Source organism: Vallitalea pronyensis (assembly GCF_018141445.1).
Classification (GTDB): Bacteria; Bacillota; Clostridia; order Lachnospirales; family Vallitaleaceae; genus Vallitalea; species Vallitalea pronyensis.
Window position 1 is genome coordinate 393,096 of record NZ_CP058649.1, and the last position, 17,515, is coordinate 410,610.

Annotated in this window: 15 protein-coding genes; 4 read left to right on the top strand and 11 right to left on the bottom strand. The window is 35.4% G+C overall.

All coding sequences use genetic code 11. The features are described 5' to 3' along the window. Positions 1-60 precede the first annotated feature (60 nt). The 11 genes from HZI73_RS01680 to dnaA all read right to left on the bottom strand — a co-directional run bounded on the left by HZI73_RS01680 (position 61) and on the right by dnaA (position 14,807). A complete protein-coding gene (locus tag HZI73_RS01680) occupies positions 61-1,206 on the bottom strand; it encodes a BMP family ABC transporter substrate-binding protein (RefSeq protein ID WP_212696534.1) in 1,146 nt (381 codons plus the stop codon). A gap of 539 nt (positions 1,207-1,745) precedes the next feature. Next, on the bottom strand, positions 1,746-2,243 hold the full coding sequence (locus tag HZI73_RS01685) for a hypothetical protein (protein ID WP_212696535.1): 498 nt from the start codon (positions 2,241-2,243) through the stop codon (positions 1,746-1,748). 48 nt (positions 2,244-2,291) lie between these two features. Continuing rightward, on the bottom strand, positions 2,292-2,855 hold the full coding sequence (locus tag HZI73_RS01690; RefSeq protein ID WP_212696536.1) for a Fe-S-containing hydro-lyase: 564 nt from the start codon (positions 2,853-2,855) through the stop codon (positions 2,292-2,294). Between the two features lie 94 nt (positions 2,856-2,949). Continuing rightward, positions 2,950-3,792, bottom strand: a complete 843-nt coding sequence (locus tag HZI73_RS01695; RefSeq protein WP_212696537.1) for a fumarate hydratase — start codon at positions 3,790-3,792, stop codon at positions 2,950-2,952. Between the two features lie 367 nt (positions 3,793-4,159). Beyond that, complete coding sequence (locus HZI73_RS01700) at positions 4,160-5,506, bottom strand: CAP and S-layer homology domain-containing protein (protein ID WP_212696538.1); 1,347 nt, start codon at positions 5,504-5,506, stop codon at positions 4,160-4,162. Between the two features lie 302 nt (positions 5,507-5,808). Further along, on the bottom strand, positions 5,809-8,361 hold the full coding sequence (gene gyrA, locus HZI73_RS01705) for a DNA gyrase subunit A (protein WP_212696539.1): 2,553 nt from the start codon (positions 8,359-8,361) through the stop codon (positions 5,809-5,811). A gap of 37 nt (positions 8,362-8,398) precedes the next feature. Next, positions 8,399-10,309 carry a DNA topoisomerase (ATP-hydrolyzing) subunit B gene (gyrB, locus tag HZI73_RS01710; protein WP_212696540.1) on the bottom strand — a complete coding sequence of 637 codons (1,911 nt, stop codon included), beginning with the start codon at positions 10,307-10,309 and terminating at the stop codon, positions 8,399-8,401. Positions 10,310-10,570: 261 nt separating this feature from the next. Next, the gene (gene recF / locus HZI73_RS01715) at positions 10,571-11,656 is read right to left on the bottom strand and encodes a DNA replication/repair protein RecF (protein ID WP_212696541.1); all 1,086 of its coding nucleotides are present in this window, start codon (positions 11,654-11,656) and stop codon (positions 10,571-10,573) included. 122 nt (positions 11,657-11,778) lie between these two features. Then, a complete protein-coding gene (locus tag HZI73_RS01720; protein WP_212696542.1) occupies positions 11,779-11,991 on the bottom strand; it encodes an RNA-binding S4 domain-containing protein in 213 nt (70 codons plus the stop codon). Positions 11,992-12,002: 11 nt separating this feature from the next. After that, the gene (dnaN, locus tag HZI73_RS01725; protein WP_212696543.1) at positions 12,003-13,109 is read right to left on the bottom strand and encodes a DNA polymerase III subunit beta; all 1,107 of its coding nucleotides are present in this window, start codon (positions 13,107-13,109) and stop codon (positions 12,003-12,005) included. A 324-nt stretch (positions 13,110-13,433) separates the two neighbouring features. Next, positions 13,434-14,807, bottom strand: a complete 1,374-nt coding sequence (gene dnaA, locus HZI73_RS01730; RefSeq protein ID WP_212696544.1) for a chromosomal replication initiator protein DnaA — start codon at positions 14,805-14,807, stop codon at positions 13,434-13,436. A gap of 766 nt (positions 14,808-15,573) precedes the next feature. On the opposite strand from dnaA, the gene rpmH reads away from it, so the two are divergent. The 4 genes from rpmH (at position 15,574) to HZI73_RS01750 (ending at position 17,470) form a co-directional block, all read left to right on the top strand. Beyond that, entirely contained in the window at positions 15,574-15,708 is a 135-nt protein-coding gene (gene rpmH, locus HZI73_RS01735) for a 50S ribosomal protein L34 (protein WP_212696545.1), read from the top strand. Between the two features lie 191 nt (positions 15,709-15,899). Beyond that, on the top strand, positions 15,900-16,247 hold the full coding sequence (gene rnpA / locus HZI73_RS01740; protein WP_212696546.1) for a ribonuclease P protein component: 348 nt from the start codon (positions 15,900-15,902) through the stop codon (positions 16,245-16,247). A 2-nt stretch (positions 16,248-16,249) separates the two neighbouring features. Next, positions 16,250-16,474: a membrane protein insertion efficiency factor YidD gene (gene yidD, locus HZI73_RS01745; RefSeq protein ID WP_212696547.1), complete on the top strand. Its 225-nt coding sequence runs from the start codon at positions 16,250-16,252 to the stop codon at positions 16,472-16,474. Positions 16,475-16,495: 21 nt separating this feature from the next. Beyond that, positions 16,496-17,470 (top strand): YidC/Oxa1 family membrane protein insertase, encoded by a 975-nt coding sequence (locus tag HZI73_RS01750; RefSeq protein ID WP_212696548.1) that lies wholly within the window; start codon positions 16,496-16,498, stop codon positions 17,468-17,470. Positions 17,471-17,515 lie beyond the last annotated feature (45 nt).

Below are 17,515 nucleotides of genomic sequence, written 5' to 3' on the forward strand. Positions count from 1 at the left end.
ACAGCTCAGACTCTTGTCTGAGCTGTACATGATTAAACTATGTATGAAAATCCCATATGCTTACTCTGGAAATTGTGCTTCATACTCTTCTTGTGTTCCAGGCACTATAATTTTACCAGCAATAATGTCTTTTTCTAACTGGGCAACTTCTTCTAAAATATCTGCTGGCACTGCATCTGATGATGATGGTGCAATACCAACACCGCCTTCAGCTAAACCGTAAGTGATATTGGATCCACCTTCCCATTTACCATCTTTTAAATCTTTTGCTACATTAAAGATGGCTTGGTCAACACGCTTCATAGCAGAAGTAATAATTTCATCTTTACCTAATATAGCTTTTTGGTCAACGTCTACACCAATCACATATTTACCATTCTCTACAGCTGATTCAATAACACCTGTTCCTGTATAACCAGCAGCATGGAAGATAATATCTGCATCTTTTTGATACATTTGGTTAGCAATGGCTTTACCTTTTGCCGTATCACCAAAATCATTAGCATATTGGATTTGAATTTCACAATCTGGATTAGCAGTCTTTACACCGGCTTTGAATCCATTTTCAAAACGCCAGATAACGTCAAAGTCCATACCACCTACAAAACCAACATTATTTGTCTTGGTCATTTTACCAGCAATGTAACCCACTAAGAAAGAAGGTTCTTGCTCTCTAAATGTAACGCCTAATAGGTTCTCTGGCGGAGCCGTTTCTGGATCAGCATCACTATAGAAAAAATCAATGGTTGCATATTTTTTATCTGGATTCGTTTTAGCAGCTTCTAAAACTGTATCCCCCATAAGGTAACCAATACCCCACATAAGATCATTACCTTGATCATATAAGTTTTCTAAGTTAGGTGCATAATCGGATTCTTGAGTGGACTCAAGGAAACCTACTTCGATACCTAATTCAGATTGTGCCATTTCCAAACCTGCCCATGCAGATTGGTTAAAGGATTGGTCATTAATACCACCTGTATCCGTAACCATACTGATCATCAGATCAGCCTTAGCCATTGTTTCTTGCTCTTTATTATCTTCTTCTTTATCTTCTTCTGCGTCTTTATCTTTTTCTGTACTATCTGAAACTTTGGCAGCATCGCCACCTGATGCCGGTTCATCGGATTTTTTCTCTCCACAGCCTGTTAAAAGTAATGATAATACCATGGTACACATTACTAAAATTGATAATACTTTTTTCATACAACAATCCTCCCAGATTAAACAAATTATATTGGCAACCGTCTCATGATTCATATAACTTTCTGAACATGTCCACATTAAAATCAAGCTCACTGTTTAAATGTTACCTTACCTTTTCATCTGAAGGTAGCAGTCTTTAAGACTAAATCTAACCATAAGCTTGGAAATATGACGGTGGATATGCTATATTCTATTCAGGAAGTTATGCCACGATGAAGCATGAACGTTATTGCCTTAGACTATTAACCCTATTCATTCCATACCATAACATGAACAGCTATTTGACCTATAATAACTGTCATGATAATATAAACTTAGCTTATGCTAAGTTTGAATGGCAAGAAATATAATATATGCAATAATCTTATACTTATATTATCACACAAACAAAAATTTGTCATAAATTTTACTTAATTTAATTTAAAATTATGGTAATATTGAAAAAAATGGTATAAGGAAAATTAAGACATTTTCCTTATACCATTTATATTTATTTCCATTTTATTCCAAAGACTAAATATTATTAACTTATTGTAAGATTAGCTTAATTTTCTATCTTTTATGATTTGTATAAAATCCTTCGATGGCTGAATCTCTATAAAGTGGTTTTTATCATCTTTTTCATAAATACAATAATAGATTTCTAATCCTTTTAAATGTTTATTTAACTTTCTTTTTGTGGCATATTTTTGTTTGTAATCCTTTATATATTCGGGTTTGTCAATGGTTTCTAACTTAACTATCTGATGCACATTAATATTGAGTAATAATTTTTCTTTGGAACCTGTTAACTCTTGTATAATAAAATCATTTTCAATAAGCAAATACTTATATGACGTCATATATCTTCTGATAAACATATAAGCCATGGCACTTGCAAAAATTAATGTGACAGCATCAATAAAGCTGGTATTAACTTTACCTAATACAGTACTTGCTAAAGCATTAAATAAAATTAAAAATACAGCCGCAATCATAATAAGTAACAATAGTCTAATACCTGATATTTTCTCTTTTTTAGTAATTTCTTGATGCATGGGATACATCCCCTATCTCTCTATTTTATGTGATCGCTATATGTTGCATTATACGTGCTCAACACGACGATTATACTTTTCTTTTTCACTTTCATAAAGATTGTTGCCTTCACAATCAATCACAACAATAAGTGGTAAGTTTTCTACTTCCATCTTACGGACAGCTTCTGTGCCTAAATCTTCATAAGCAATGATATCAACTTTTTTAATTTTATCTGCTAATAAAGCAGCTGCACCGCCTACTGCTGCAAAGTAAACTGCTTTATTTTGTTTCATACTCTCAATGACTTCTTTACTCCTATCACCTTTACCAATCATACCCTTTAATCCTTGATCAAGTAACGATGGTGCATAAGGGTCCATACGATAGCTGGTTGTTGGTCCTGCTGAGCCGATAATGGCATCCTTTTTTGCAGGAGAAGGTCCTACATAATAAATCACATTATCCTCCATAGCAAAGGGTAATTCTTCCCCTTGTTCTAATTGGTCCATCATACGCTTATGAGCCGCATCACGAGATGTATAAACTGTACCTGATAAAAGTACTTGATCCCCTGCTTTTAACTTTTTTACCTTATCTTCTGTCAAAGGCAAATCTAATTGTATGGCCATATTCTGCCTCCCTCAATTTAGTACATCATGTTAAATAAAAACCCTGTGTAAACGATAAAAACAAGTCATCGGCATAAACATTTGTTAACGCACACTATAGGATACGTGAACAATGTCGTGTAGCATGACAACTGATATTAACAGCTACAGGTAAACCTGCAATGTGCGTCGGATACGTTTCAATAAAAACAGCTAATGCTGTGGTAAAACCACCTAATCCCCCTGGTCCAATTCCTAAACAATTGATGTCATCTAACAGCTCTTGTTCCATTTCTTTTACATAGGGTACAGCTGACTGCTGGCCAACGGGTCTTAATAACGCTTTTTTAGCAAGAAAAGCAGCTTTCTCAAAGGTTCCTCCAATCCCAACACCTACAATCATAGGCGGACAAGCATTAGCACCTGCTTGTTCAACAATATCAATAATGGCTTTTTTAGCACCTGCCATACCATCAGCAGGTTTTAACATGGCAATTTTACTCATGTTCTCACTACCAAATCCTTTGGGAGCTAATGTAAGCTTTATCTGATCACCTGGTACGATATCATAATGAATAATTGCAGGAGTATTATCCTTGGTGTTTTCCCTAAAAAAAGGATCTTTTACCACCGATTTTCTTAAAAAACCTTCTTCATAACCTCTCCGAACCCCTTCATTAATGGCTTCTGTCAAAGGTGCACCTGTTACATGCACATCTTGCCCCACTTCACAAAAAACAACGGCCATACCCGTATCTTGACACATAGGCATCATGCTATTCTTCGCAATATAAGCATTCTCTTCAATCTGCTCCAATATATTTTTACCAATAGGTGATGCTTCCACTTCTTTCTTCTCTTTTATAGCTTGCAATATATCCTGACTCACATGACAATTCGCCTCTATGCACATGTCTTTTATATGATCGATTATTTGATCCGCTAATATCTCTCTCATAGTTCCTCCCATAATCATGTTATCATATCCTATCTTAAAGGTTTAAACCCCATTCGTCAAGCTTTTGTATCCATTAAGGCTTTCCCTAAACTACCACAACAAATTAAATTCACTAGCCAAGTAGATGGTGAGGTATCGAAAACCTGCGATTTTTAAATCATCGTTAGAAAACCTTAGTGAATGAAAAGATAACTTCTGTTAAGAAACTTAAGTGTCTGAGCTTGCGAGTTCTTAAGTTTTAAGAAGTTATCTTTTCATGAACTTAGGCTTTCTTCGATGATTTAACATGAGCAGTTTTTTGATACCTCACCATCTACGTATGTCTTGCCCATTCTCAAAAAAAAGAACTCCCCTCCATCTATGCATCCTAATACACAAATCGAGGAAAAGCCCCATATTGTCTATATATCTCTAAAAAGTTCTTCATCACTTCTTTATATTCCTTCAACGATATCCCTTCTGTAAAGTTAACAGAAGTATCCTCAGAAACAAGTCCAATAGCATAAGCTTTATTAAGATAAACAACCGCCCAACTACTAGCATGATAAAAACGCACATTATCTTTTTTAATGTCCAACTTATTCTGCCCTATCCGCTTTTCCAAAGCACGTATTAACACGGTATACACTTGCTCTTTCGTTATATTTACATTTGGCCGGAATGTATTATCATGATACCCATTAATAAGACTATTATGATAAGCCGTGTAAATGTATTTGGCCAGTTCAGACTCTTTATCAATATCTTCAAACATGGTCTTAGGTATCAGTAGCTCATAATCTAAATCCTTAACTAAATGCTCCACTAGAATACCCCTAGTCAAAGGTATATCTCTTTTTTCTGTAGAAAAATGCACCTCTATTTTATTCTGTTTATCTACTTTGGCATAACCATTACGAAATGTAAAATCAGCATTTAATGTCAGTGCATAGGTGGTTTCTAAATCTAACGCTTCCAGGGGCAAAATCATTAAAGTATTGGTTAAATACTTATCATCTTGAGGCAAAATAACTTCTGTTTTCACTGGCTGATGGTCTGTTGTATTCACCAATGCCACATCCTGAACGTCCATGGTTTTTATTTTTTTACTATCTGAATAGTAGGTGATGGTAATGGGCACACCTACTGCCCCTTTTACACCATCTACCTGACGGTAAGGATCTATTTTATAATTATTTTCCCATGAAATTGGCACATCTTCCATCTGATCATAGGGATAAACAGCTAATAATTTATCACCAGAAATATCCCTTGATTGTCCACCTAAATCGTAAGTATACATGTCTTTATAATTCCCCATACCAATGTGCTCATACAGAGGGTCTAAAAAGGTTACTCTTGAATAAGGATTATTCATAAAATCTTGAATACCTTGCTGAATACTGTCTAACTGATTATGGATAAATTCTGTAATAAAAGGATTGGAATAATAGAAATATGAAGCACGGTCCCAACTATACCGCCCCCGATAATAATGGTTACCATTTTCTTCAATCAAAGAAAAGCTGTTATTGACGGACATATATTTACTATGGGTATTAGCTGCCTGTTCCAACTTTGAGTTTTTTTCTAAAGGTTTAATACCCATGTCTTCACGTACTTGATTAATGGCCTTTAGGGCATGTCGACGATCATAATCTTCTGCAGAACTATGAATGCTGCAGAACATAACCATGATTACCAATAAACAAATACATCGTGCTAATTTTTTCATGCTGCATTCACCTCCACCAAGTTATGTCTCATATCAGATGATTTATACGTTATAATGCTTTTATTTACAAAACTGTTCTATGATCATGCATGATCAATAGCATTCTAGGCCCTATCACCTATTTTATTATAACAGATGTACATGGCATTACTGTTACATGTATATTACAAGTTCCTTAAAAAAACCCTTAAAAAGTCACAAAAATCGCCATGTTAATCTTTTGAGTAGATGAAAAATAAAAAAGCTGTTCTTATCAAGTATACCTAATACTTGATAAGACAGCCTGTTCACATTTTTTTTAATTACACCTCTTGATCCGATTCCTCTTCTATTTCCATTTCCTCAGCTGTTTCTGCTTGTATCATCGCCTCTGCACCCTCTGTTTCATGCCCATCATCTTCTTCATGGGTATCTTGCTCTTTGATGCGCGCAATACCGGCTACACATATATCCCCATCTAAGTTCATTAATCTTACGCCAGATGTAATACGTCCAAATCGTGATATATCGCTGACACGTATACGAATAACAATGCCTTCTGTTGTAATCAACATCAGCTCATTATCCTCATTAACAGCCTTCATACCGACTACATTACCTGTTTTTTCGGTAATCTTATAGAATTTCACACCTTTACCGCCCCGTCGTTGGGTTGTAAACTCATTAATGTCTGTACGTTTACCAAGTCCTTTTTCGGAAACAACCAATAAATCGGTACCTTGTGATGTAAGCTGCATACCAATGACTTCATCATCATCATTAATATTCATACCCCTTACACCCATGGATGTACGACCAATAACACGGACATCTTCTTCACTGAATCGAATACACTGACCATATTTGGTACCTAAGATAATATCTTGTTCATTATCGGTTAACTTAACTTCAATCAGGTCATCGTCTTCTTTTAGATTAATGGCTTGAAGACCACTCACACGAATATTGACATACTCCATAATGTTGGTTTTCTTTATGATACCTCTTTTGGTAGCCATTAATAAATAACGATCTTCTCTATACTTACTCAGAGGGATAACCGCTGTTATATGTTCACCTGCATCTAACTGTAAGAGGTTCACTAATGCGGTACCTCTTGCGGTTCTACTTGATTCTGGTATTTCATATGCCTTCAAACGGTATACTTTTCCTTTATTGGTAAAAAACAAGATAAAGTGATGGGTGGATGTGATAAATAGGTTTTGAATAAAATCTTCATCCCTTGTCTGCATACCTTTTATTCCTTTACCACCGCGATGTTGACTCTTATACGTATTGATGGGCATACGTTTAATATAACCCAAGTGTGTCATGGTAATGACTGTAGGCTCTTTCTTAATAAGGTCCTCTAGGGAAATCTCACCTGCATCATAGGTAATCTCCGTTCTTCTCTCATCACCATATTTTTCACGGATAATCATGATTTCTTCTTTGATGACACCATATAATAATTTTTCATCGGCTAAGATGGATTTTAAGTACTTAATTTTTTCCATGAGTTCTCGGTACTCATTTTCAATCTTTTCTCTCTCTAAGCCGGTTAAAGCACGTAGACGCATATCCACGATGGCTTGTGCCTGTATATCACTGAAGCCAAAACGTTCCGTTAAGTTAATTTTTGCTTCAGCAGTACTCTTAGACCCTCTGATGATTTTAATAACTTCTTCTATAAAATCAAGTGCTTTTAGTAAACCTTCTAAAATGTGGGCACGATTTTCGGCTTTTTTCAGTTCAAACTGGGTTCTTCTTGTAACAACTTCCTTCTGATGGTTAAGGTAGTGGACAAGCATTTGCTTCAGGTTTAAGATTTTGGGTTCGTTCTTGACTAACGCCAGCATGTTGATACCAAAGGTTTCTTGCAGTTGTGTATGCTTATACAATTGATTGATGATTACATTGGCATTGGCATCACGTTTTAATTCAATGACAACGGACATACCTTTTCTATCGGATTCATCACGAAGGTCCGATATACCCTCAACCTTCTTCATCTTAACAAGATCAGCTATTTTTTCAATCAAACGAGCTTTATTCACCTGATAAGGTAATTCTGTCACAACAATCCGTTGTTTATTGTTACCCATGGGTTCAATATCCACTGTTGCTCGAACTTTAACTTTACCTTTACCTGTACGATAAGCTTCTTTTATACCATTTTTCCCTAAGATTTTACCATAGGTTGGGAAATCAGGTCCTTTGACGATTTCAATTAATTCTTCTATATCCGTGTCACGTTCTTCAACAACAATGTTGTCAATAATCTTCACGACACCATCAATGACTTCATTGAGGTTATGAGGTGGTATGTTGGTTGCCATACCCACAGCAATACCCGATGTACCATTCACTAATAGGTTCGGATACCTTGCTGGTAAAACCTCTGGTTCTTTTAACGATTCATCAAAGTTTGGTTTATAATCAACGGTATCTTTTCCAATATCCGCAAGTAATTCCAGTGCCATTTTACTCATTCTTGCTTCTGTATAACGCATAGCAGCTGCACTATCACCATCCACAGAACCAAAGTTACCATGGCCATCTACCAAGAGATACCTTGTAGAGAAATCTTGCGCCATTCGTACCATAGCGTCATAAATGGAACTATCACCATGTGGGTGATACTTACCCATTGTATCACCAACGATACGGGCTGATTTACGATAAGGCTTATCTGGTGTTAAATTAAGCTCGCTCATAGCGTATAGAATTTTTCTATGAACAGGTTTAAGCCCATCTCTTACATCCGGTAATGCCCGAGATGCAATAACACTCATGGCATAATCAATATAGGATTTCTTCATTTCATCCTGTAATTCAACGGATATAATTTGATCATATTCTTGTCTTTCGTCCATTCTATTAATCCTCCCATATAACGATGCTTATCGGCATCTATATATCTAAGTTTCGAACCTGTTTAGCATGTGATTGTATAAATTCACGCCGAGGTTCTACTTTATCGCCCATTAATGTGGTGAATACTTCATCAGCACCTGCTGCATCCTCTATATCAACTTTTAGTAAAATTCGTCTTTCTGGGTCCATGGTTGTATCCCATAATTGTTCAGCATCCATCTCACCAAGACCTTTGTAACGTTGAAGGGTTATACCGTCTCGGCCAATTTCCTCCATTAATCGTTCAAGGGCACGATCGTTGTACACGTATTGTGAATGTTTGTTTTTCGTGACTTTGTAGAGTGGGGGCTGTGCAATATAGACTTTTCCTTGTTCGATAAGCTTTGGCATGTAACGATAGAAGAAGGTTAACAATAGCGTACGAATATGAGCACCGTCTACATCGGCGTCGGTCATGATAATGATTTTGTGGTAACGTAATTTTTCAATATCAAAATCCTCAGATATGCCTGTACCAAAAGCCGTAATCATGGCTCGAATTTCTTTGTTGCTTAGTATTTTATCTAATCTGGCTTTTTCCACATTAATAATTTTACCACGAAGAGGTAAAATAGCTTGTGTCTGACGGGACCTAGCCGATTTGGCTGATCCACCGGCAGAGTCACCCTCAACGATATAGATTTCACAATTAGCAGGGTCTTTATCGGAACAATCCGCTAATTTTCCTGGTAAGGATGTACTTTCTAATGCACTTTTTCTTCTGGTTAAATCTCTTGCTTTTCTTGCTGCATCTCTTGCACGGCTTGCCATAACCGCTTTTTCTAATATAATCCTAGCCACTGAAGGGTTCTGCTCTAAGAAATAGGTGAGCTGTTCCGATACAATGGAATCCACTGCTCCTCTTGCTTCACTGTTACCTAACTTTTGTTTTGTCTGACCTTCAAATTGAGGGTCTTCAATCTTAATACTGATAACAGCTGTTATACCTTCTCTTACATCTTCTCCAGCTAAGTTTTTTTCGTTGTCTTTTAAAAATTTATTTTTTCTGGCATAATCATTCAATGTTTTTGTAAAGGCCGTTCTAAAACCACTTAAATGGGTACCACCTTCTGGCGTATTGATGTTATTAACGAATGTAAAGATATTCTCCACATAGGATTCATTGTGCTGGAAAGAAACTTCCACATACACACCATCTTTTTCACCTTCTGCATAGGCAATAGCATCATAAAGGGTATCTTTATTACGATTACGGTATTTCACGAACTCTTTGATACCGCCTTCATAATGGAAAACCACTTCTTTCTTCTCTTCTTCTTCTCTCAGGTCCACAAATTTGATTTTGAGTCCTTTTGTTAAAAACGCCATTTCCTGTAAACGCTGTTTAAGGGTATCAAAGTCAAAGACAAGTTCTTCAAATATTTCAGCGTCTGGCTTAAAATGAATATACGATCCTGTTTTATCTATATCACCTACAACTTTTAGAGGATGCATGACTTCTCCTCTTTTGTAGTTTTGCTCATGGATTTTTCCTTCGGTGTACACTTGTACTTTTAACCACTCGGATAAGGCATTAACGACCGATGCACCTACACCGTGAAGCCCTCCTGATACCTTATAACTGCCTCCACCAAATTTACCACCTGCGTGTAGAATGGTAAAAACAACTTCAACAGCAGGAATACCTTTCTGATGATGGATACCAACAGGAATACCATGCCCATTATCTAAAACAGATACGGAATTATCCGGATGAATGGTTACCTCAATAAAATCACAACGACCAGCTAATGCTTCATCCACTGAATTGTTGACAATCTCATATACCAAATGATGGAGACCTCTGGCTGATGTACTACCAATGTACATACCTGGTCTTTTTCGAACGGCCTCAAGACCTTCTAATACCTGTATATGACTCTCATTATAATCCGATAAGTTACTCATAATAAACCTCCTATATATGTTTAGGACATGTCAATGCTTTACTTAGGAGCTCTTGTTTAATATCCTCATGACAGTTTTTCTGCTGACTTCTGTCCACTTGACTCACTAAGAATTAGAGGCATTTTTTACCATGTCTCGTATAAAGTCATGTTTATCCCTATTCTAACTATTATATAATAAACTGTAAATTATTGCAAATTTGTCCCACGAAGCTTATATCGTACAAAAGGCCCACGATCTTTATCCTTTTCTCACATTCATTTACGTATACAATCTTACATGGCCATCTGTGACTTCATAAAGTTTACCAATCTGCACTCGGTTTTTAATATAATCTTCGATACCCGTACATGTAATAATGGTTTGTATGTGGTTTAACGTATGCATTAAATACTGCTGCCGATGCTGATCAAGCTCCGATAAAACATCATCTAAAAGTAAAACAGGGGTATCGTCTATCTGGTCCATGACAAGTTGTATTTCTGATAATTTCAGTGAGAGTGCTGCTGTTCGTTGTTGCCCTTGAGACCCATATTTACGTATATCAATGCCATTGACTAAAAACATCATATCGTCCCGATGAGGTCCTACACTGGTGGAACCAAACTTAATGTCTTTTTTTAATTGTTGGGACAGTCTCTCTTTAAACCCATCCATGGTTACATTTTTCTCATAAATCATCTCAAGCTGTTCTGTCCCACCCGATATATCACCGTGTATCTTTTGTATGATGTGGTTTAAATCGTGTAAGAAAGCTTCTCGTTTTTCAATGATTTTGATACCATGACCAATCAATTGATCATCCCATATACTTATAGTTTGGTCAATTTCTTGGAAATTTTTCACATTTTTTAGTAAATTATTTCTTTGTTTAAGTACCTTGTGGTATTGCTGCAGGTGGTAATAATACAGATGGTCTAATTGGCACAGTTCAATGTTGATAAAACGTCTTCGCTCTTTTGGACCATTTTTAATGAGACCAAGGTCCTCTGGCGAAAAAATAATCACATGAAGTAAACCCATTAATTCGTTTAACTTTTTAATAGGTATTTTGTTAATGGCAATGCCTTTTCGGTTATTTTTCCGAATGTGGATATCAATGTCTTCATCCACGTCGTGTTTATTCACAGTCAATTTGACATGGGTAGCTTCTTCCCCCAATCGTATAAGTTCTTTATCACTACTTGTCCGATGGGACCTGGAAGTTGCACACAGGTATATGGCTTCTAAGACATTGGTTTTCCCTTGAGCATTCTTGCCAAACAAGATGTTAATCCCCTCTGAAAAATGGATAACACCTTCCTCATAATTGCGATAATCTTTTAATGATAATGTCTTAATAAACATCTCCAACACGCCTTTTTTCTATTTATCCACATGATGATAAACCCCAATGTATATTTATGCATCCTTATGCATTGAGGTTTAACTTATTGTTATAGACATCTTTTTAACGCGTCATAAGTGAACTATTTGGTTACCTTAATTTCGCCAAAACCTTTCACCGATACGTGGTCTTCAGGGTATATTTTTTTTCCTCTTTGGGTCATGACTTGTCCATTGACACGAACTTCTTCGTTCATGATTAATATTTTTGCATGAACACCTGAATCGGCTATACCAGCAAGTTTTAATAATTGGCCAAGTTTAATGTATGCTGTATCAATCGCAATATTTTCCATCTTTTTCTCCTCTAAGCCCTGATTCTAATGGGTACTATGAGATATTTATAGTCATCACCATCTTCTGGTAAAATCATACAAGGACTGTGGGGATTGGTAAATTGTAAATGGATATAATCATCATCGATTACTTTTAAAGCATCCATAAAATATTTGGGATTAAAGGCAATCTCCAAGGGGTTTCCCTCTTTTTCAATATCAATTTCTTCATAAACATCCCCAAGCTCTGTATTGGAAGTAATGATCATGCTATTATCTTTGATGGTCATTTTTATAGGGTTCTTCTTACTTTCTCTAGAGATTAACGCTGCTCGATCAATACTCATGAAGAGTTCTTGTTTATTGATTTTTACCAGTGTATCATAGTCTTTGGAGAAAAATTGTTCATATTTTGGGAAGTCCCCTTCAAGTAATCTTGATACAATGATACTGTCTTCTAATTCAAAGAGAATGTGTTTGTCTGAAAAGTAAATCTGTACGTCTTTTTCATCGTCTGCATCAAGAATCTTACTGATTTCACTTAATGTTTTTCCTGGAACCACCACTACCATGTTTTGAAGGGCGGATTCGAAATCCATTTTTCGAATAGAAACCCGATGAACATCAAGGGATACCATGTTGAGCTCATTGTCTTTGAATTCAATCAGTTCGCCTGTTAAGATAGGGCGGATTTCTTCAAGTGCAATGGAAAAAATGGTTTGGCGTATCATCTCTCTCAGTTTGAATTGTGAGATGAGGATACCATTCTCTTTTGGTACATTCGGTAATTGAAGAAATTCTTCTCCTGATTGCCCGGATATATTGAACTTAGATTTTTCACACTTAATGGTGGTGTAGCTTTTTTCATCCACTGTTATGTGCACGTCATTATCAGGTAATTTCTTTACAATCTCTGAAAAAATTCTAGCCTTTAATGCAACTGTTCCTGTTTCCTCTATAGTTGCTTGTACATTACTTTCGATACCAAGTTCCAAATCATTACTAATGAGTTTAAACCCATCAGTGGTTGCTTGTAATAAGATACATTCTAGAATAGGTAACGTTGTTCGTGTTGATACTGCTTTTAGAACGGTATTTACACCATTTAATAAATCACTTTTTTGACATGTTAATTTCATGTTTGTTTATAACTCCTTTCACACGCATATATATAATATATATAGTTTTTTCTAGTAAAGATAATAATAGGGCTTGTTAATATGTTAATAAGTGTTATGAACCCCGATAATCTAACCCTGTCAATAAGTATAATAACCCTGTGAATAGTTCTGATATTTTTTTATATTAATCCACAGAACATAAGGGGCCCTTATCCTTAAAAAAGTTTTACACAGGTTATGCATAGGCTCTTCACATGCCCTTGTTGATAACTTATTAGCTTCAAAAAAATTATAATGCATGGTAGCGATGGACGTCCTTGGCATTATAATTTTTAAGGTGTTCTATTTTCCTGTAATCTTCTTGGTGAGAATCTCAATGGTATTTTTTAAGGCACTGTCTTTTGTAATATCTTTGCTGATCTTTTCATAACCATGTATGATGGTTGTATGGTCTCGTTTACCCAGAATTTGTCCTATCTTAGGTAGTGAAAGATCCGTTAATGTTCGGGATAAATACATGACAATCTGTCTTGGATAAGCAATGTCCCGAGGCCTTTTTTTGGAAACGATATCCATTGGATTCAGGTTGTAATGCTCTGCTACAATTTCTAATATAAATTCTGGTGTGATCTCTTTGTTTTTTTCTGGTGTGATGAGATCTTTCAGTGCATCTTCCGCTAATTCTTTCGTTAAATCTTTATGTACTAAGGTTGAATAAGCTATAATTTTATTAATAGCCCCTTCAAGTTCTCGAATATTTGATTTTATGTTGGTGGCCACATATTGTATAACATCATCGGGTAGGTCTAAGTTTTCTAATTCGGCTCTTTTCTGTAAGATGGCCATCCGTGTTTCATAATCTGGCGGCTGAATGTCTGCGATTAAGCCCCATTCAAACCTGGAACGCAAACGTTCTTCTAAGGTCTCAATTTCTTTTGGTGGGCGATCACTGGAGATGATTATTTGTTTTTTGGCTTCATACAGTGTATTAAAGGTATGGAAGAATTCTTCCTGTGTACGTTCTTTTCCAGCAATAAATTGAATATCATCCACTAATAAAACGTCTATATTTCGATATTTCTGGCGGAATTCTTCATTTTTATCTTCACGAATTGAATTAATGAGCTCATTGGTAAATTTCTCTGACGATACATATAATACCTTGGAACGGCTATTCTCCGATAGAATAAAATGTGCAATGGAATGCATCAAGTGAGTTTTTCCAAGACCTACGCCTCCATATATAAAAAGTGGGTTATAAGCTTCGGCAGGTGATTCTGCTACGGCAAGTGAAGCAGCATGAGCCAGCTTATTGTTGTTACCTACGACAAAGGTGTCAAATGTATAACGGGAATTGAGGTTATTATATTGACTATTGTTTGTTGTCGTATTATGGGTACTATTATTAGTAGAACTTTTTTTTGAGGACCCTTTTTTATCTTTGTTTTCTTTCTCTAATTCGTTAGGTAACATGAATTTTATTTCATATATTTGGCCTACAATTTCTCGAATAGCGATGATAATGGAACGGCTGTACTTTCTTTCAATGTAGTCCCGTCCAATTTCATCATCTGTTTTAATGATAATGGTGTCATCATGTACTTTAACAGGTTGCAAATTTTCAAGAAATGTCTTATAGGATATTTTTGAGATATCAGATTCGTCTCTTAGAAGAGCTTGTACCTTATCCCAATTTTCGATTACGGAATGACTCATCCTATGTCCTCCTTTTTCATTTTTTCAAGGTATAATCATTTCATAGGACAAGAAAAGATTCTTAGGCATCATAAAATGAGCTCCAAAAAAATAACCTTAAGGAACAATTTGATGGTATACCTTGGCCAGAATCATGTGGTGTTGGCTATGAAACTATCATCGTCATATCAATTATATATACCTGTGAATAAACCAATTCATACAAGCTTATTCAACTATATAATGTATATATTACTCTATAAAAGCTTAATTTTCAATGCTAGAATATGACTATGTGGATAAAAAGTGTGGATAAGGTGGATAGTTTGTTGTGTTAATATTGTTGATAACTTCATGTTATATGTATTTATCCACATTATGCCCATGACATGAATATACAGGCTGTTAATAGCTTTAGTTGTGCATAGAATTTATGGATAAAGGACATTGTAAAAAAATGTAAAATTCGTAAACTACCCTATGTTATCCACAAAAAAAGGTCTTGCTGTGGATAAAAAGTTTTTAACAAATTATCCACAAAATGTGGAAAAAGTGCCTAAAAAATGTGGATAAGATTTATAAAAATTTTTTACTTGACTCAGAAGTAGTTTTTTAATATAATTGAAATAGTGCTTTAATATTAAAATGACAAGAAGCACGTATGTTTTTTATAGGGTAAATGAAAGTATTTTATTAGTGCTAAAAGCATTAAAAAAGTACAAGTTATTTAATAGATGACGACACTGTCGTATCTTTTAAGAAGTCATTATTAAAGGAGGTGCTTTTAGTGAAAAGAACATATCAACCTAAAACAAGACAAAGAAGTCGAGAACATGGATTTAGAAAAAGAATGAGTTCAACAGGTGGTAGAAGCGTTATAGCAAGAAGAAGAGCAAAAGGTAGAAAAAAATTATCAGCTTAAGGCCCCGTTTAGTGGCCTTTTATACTATCCTCCAAAAGTTGATGAATGGCTTAAGATTTACATCACAAGGTTTTACATGTTATAAGCATACTTGTGCACGGGTAGCGTGTCATGAGACCTTATCTTTAGAGAGAGATGACCAAGGATTAAGGAAACATGCATGCCTTGTGACGTATAGGAGGAGTTTCTGAATGCAGCAGACAGAATCGTTAAAAAAACGAAAAGATTTTAAGACAGTATATCAAAAGGGGAAATCCCTTGCCAATAAGCATTTAGTTATGTATATTTATAGTAATGGAGATACAATCAACCGTTTGGGTATCTCTGTAAGTAAAAAAGTTGGTAATAGTGTGGTAAGACACAGGCTTACAAGGTTGATTAAAGAAAATTATCGGTTAAAAGAGAATCGGATAAAGTTTGGATTTGATATTGTAATCATTGGAAGAGTAAAAGCATCTGAGGCTACTTATAAAGACATAGAAAAAGCATTGATGCATTTATTGGAAAGACACCATTTATTAAATGAAAATGAAAAGTAGTGATGACAATGCAATTATTTAAAAAGGCAGCACTTGGCCTTATTGTGTTTTATAGAAAATATATTTCACCTATGAAACAGCCTTCATGCATTTATACGCCATCTTGTTCGGCGTATACCTATGAAGCCATTACAAAATATGGCTTTATGAAGGGAGCATGGTTAGGTGTTAAAAGAATATGTCGATGTCATCCATTTCATAAAGGTGGTTACGACCCAGTACCATAAATTATAGGAGGAACTTAGTACATGTTATCGAATATTTTTGTTCTAACCCAGAGTACTACCCCCATAACTGGCCCTATTGCCAAGGTTTTTGGGATGATTATGAATACCATTTATCAGATGTTTAGTTCAATTGGTATAGAATCTTTAGGCATAAGTATTATACTATTCACTGTTATTATACGGATATTAATGTTACCTTTAGCTTTTAAACAACAAAAGTCCATGCTTGGTATGCAAGCCATACAGCCAAAGCTAAAGAAGATTCAAGATAAATATAAAAACAAAAAAGATGCAGAATCTCAGAATAAGATGCGTATGGAAATGTCCACTTTATATCAAGAAAACAACGTGAGCCCATTTGGCGGTTGTTTACCGTTGTTGGTTCAATTTCCCATTATTATGTCCTTATTCGCCGTACTTAGAAATATTCCAGCCTATATTGTCAACATTAAAAATATCTACTTAGGTATTATTGCGACAATCAAAGGTGTACCGGATTATACAACCCTCATAACCAGTGTTAATGAGGCTTCAAAAACACCTATTAGAAATTTTGACCCCATGGTTGATGATAAAGTGGTTGATTTGTTAGGATCCTTTAGTTCAGATAAATGGGTTGACTTTCAAAATACATTTAGTTCAGTTGCTGATAAAGTAGAACCCATGGTAAATCAGTTATCAGATGTTAATTATTTTTTTGGTATCAATTTAGCAGATAACCCTGACTTAATGTCCATTGGTCTTTTGATTCCTTTATTAAACCTTGTTGTCCAATTCTTAGTCATGAAAACATCCCAAGCACGTAGTGCTGGTAAAATGGATCAAAAGCAAGCCACAACTAATAAAACAATGATGTATACCATGCCACTTATTACGGTTTTCTTTGTTTTATCCATGCCTGCTGGATTAGGTCTTTACTGGTTGACAAGTAGTTCATTCCAGTTCGTTCAACAAGTGATTATTAATAATCATTTAGACAAAGATAAAAAAAAGTAAGGTTTAAGCATTAACTTTTAAGGGACTTAGAATGAACCACCATGG

Excerpts from the sequence above, each read along its gene's own strand:
- HZI73_RS01680 (WP_212696534.1), bottom strand. The coding sequence starts at position 1,206 with ATGAAAAAAGTATTATCAATTTTAGTAATGTGTACCATGGTATTATCA.
- HZI73_RS01685 (WP_212696535.1), bottom strand. The coding sequence starts at position 2,243 with ATGCATCAAGAAATTACTAAAAAAGAGAAAATATCAGGTATTAGACTA.
- HZI73_RS01690 (WP_212696536.1), bottom strand. The coding sequence starts at position 2,855 with ATGGCCATACAATTAGATTTGCCTTTGACAGAAGATAAGGTAAAAAAG.
- HZI73_RS01695 (WP_212696537.1), bottom strand. The coding sequence starts at position 3,792 with ATGAGAGAGATATTAGCGGATCAAATAATCGATCATATAAAAGACATG.
- HZI73_RS01700 (WP_212696538.1), bottom strand. The coding sequence starts at position 5,506 with ATGAAAAAATTAGCACGATGTATTTGTTTATTGGTAATCATGGTTATG.
- gyrA (WP_212696539.1), bottom strand. The coding sequence starts at position 8,361 with ATGGACGAAAGACAAGAATATGATCAAATTATATCCGTTGAATTACAG.
- gyrB (WP_212696540.1), bottom strand. The coding sequence starts at position 10,309 with ATGAGTAACTTATCGGATTATAATGAGAGTCATATACAGGTATTAGAA.
- recF (WP_212696541.1), bottom strand. The coding sequence starts at position 11,656 with ATGTTTATTAAGACATTATCATTAAAAGATTATCGCAATTATGAGGAA.
- HZI73_RS01720 (WP_212696542.1), bottom strand. The coding sequence starts at position 11,991 with ATGGAAAATATTGCGATTGATACAGCATACATTAAACTTGGCCAATTA.
- dnaN (WP_212696543.1), bottom strand. The coding sequence starts at position 13,109 with ATGAAATTAACATGTCAAAAAAGTGATTTATTAAATGGTGTAAATACC.
- dnaA (WP_212696544.1), bottom strand. The coding sequence starts at position 14,807 with ATGAGTCATTCCGTAATCGAAAATTGGGATAAGGTACAAGCTCTTCTA.
- rnpA (WP_212696546.1), top strand. The coding sequence starts at position 15,900 with ATGCAGCAGACAGAATCGTTAAAAAAACGAAAAGATTTTAAGACAGTA.
- yidD (WP_212696547.1), top strand. The coding sequence starts at position 16,250 with ATGACAATGCAATTATTTAAAAAGGCAGCACTTGGCCTTATTGTGTTT.
- HZI73_RS01750 (WP_212696548.1), top strand. The coding sequence starts at position 16,496 with ATGTTATCGAATATTTTTGTTCTAACCCAGAGTACTACCCCCATAACT.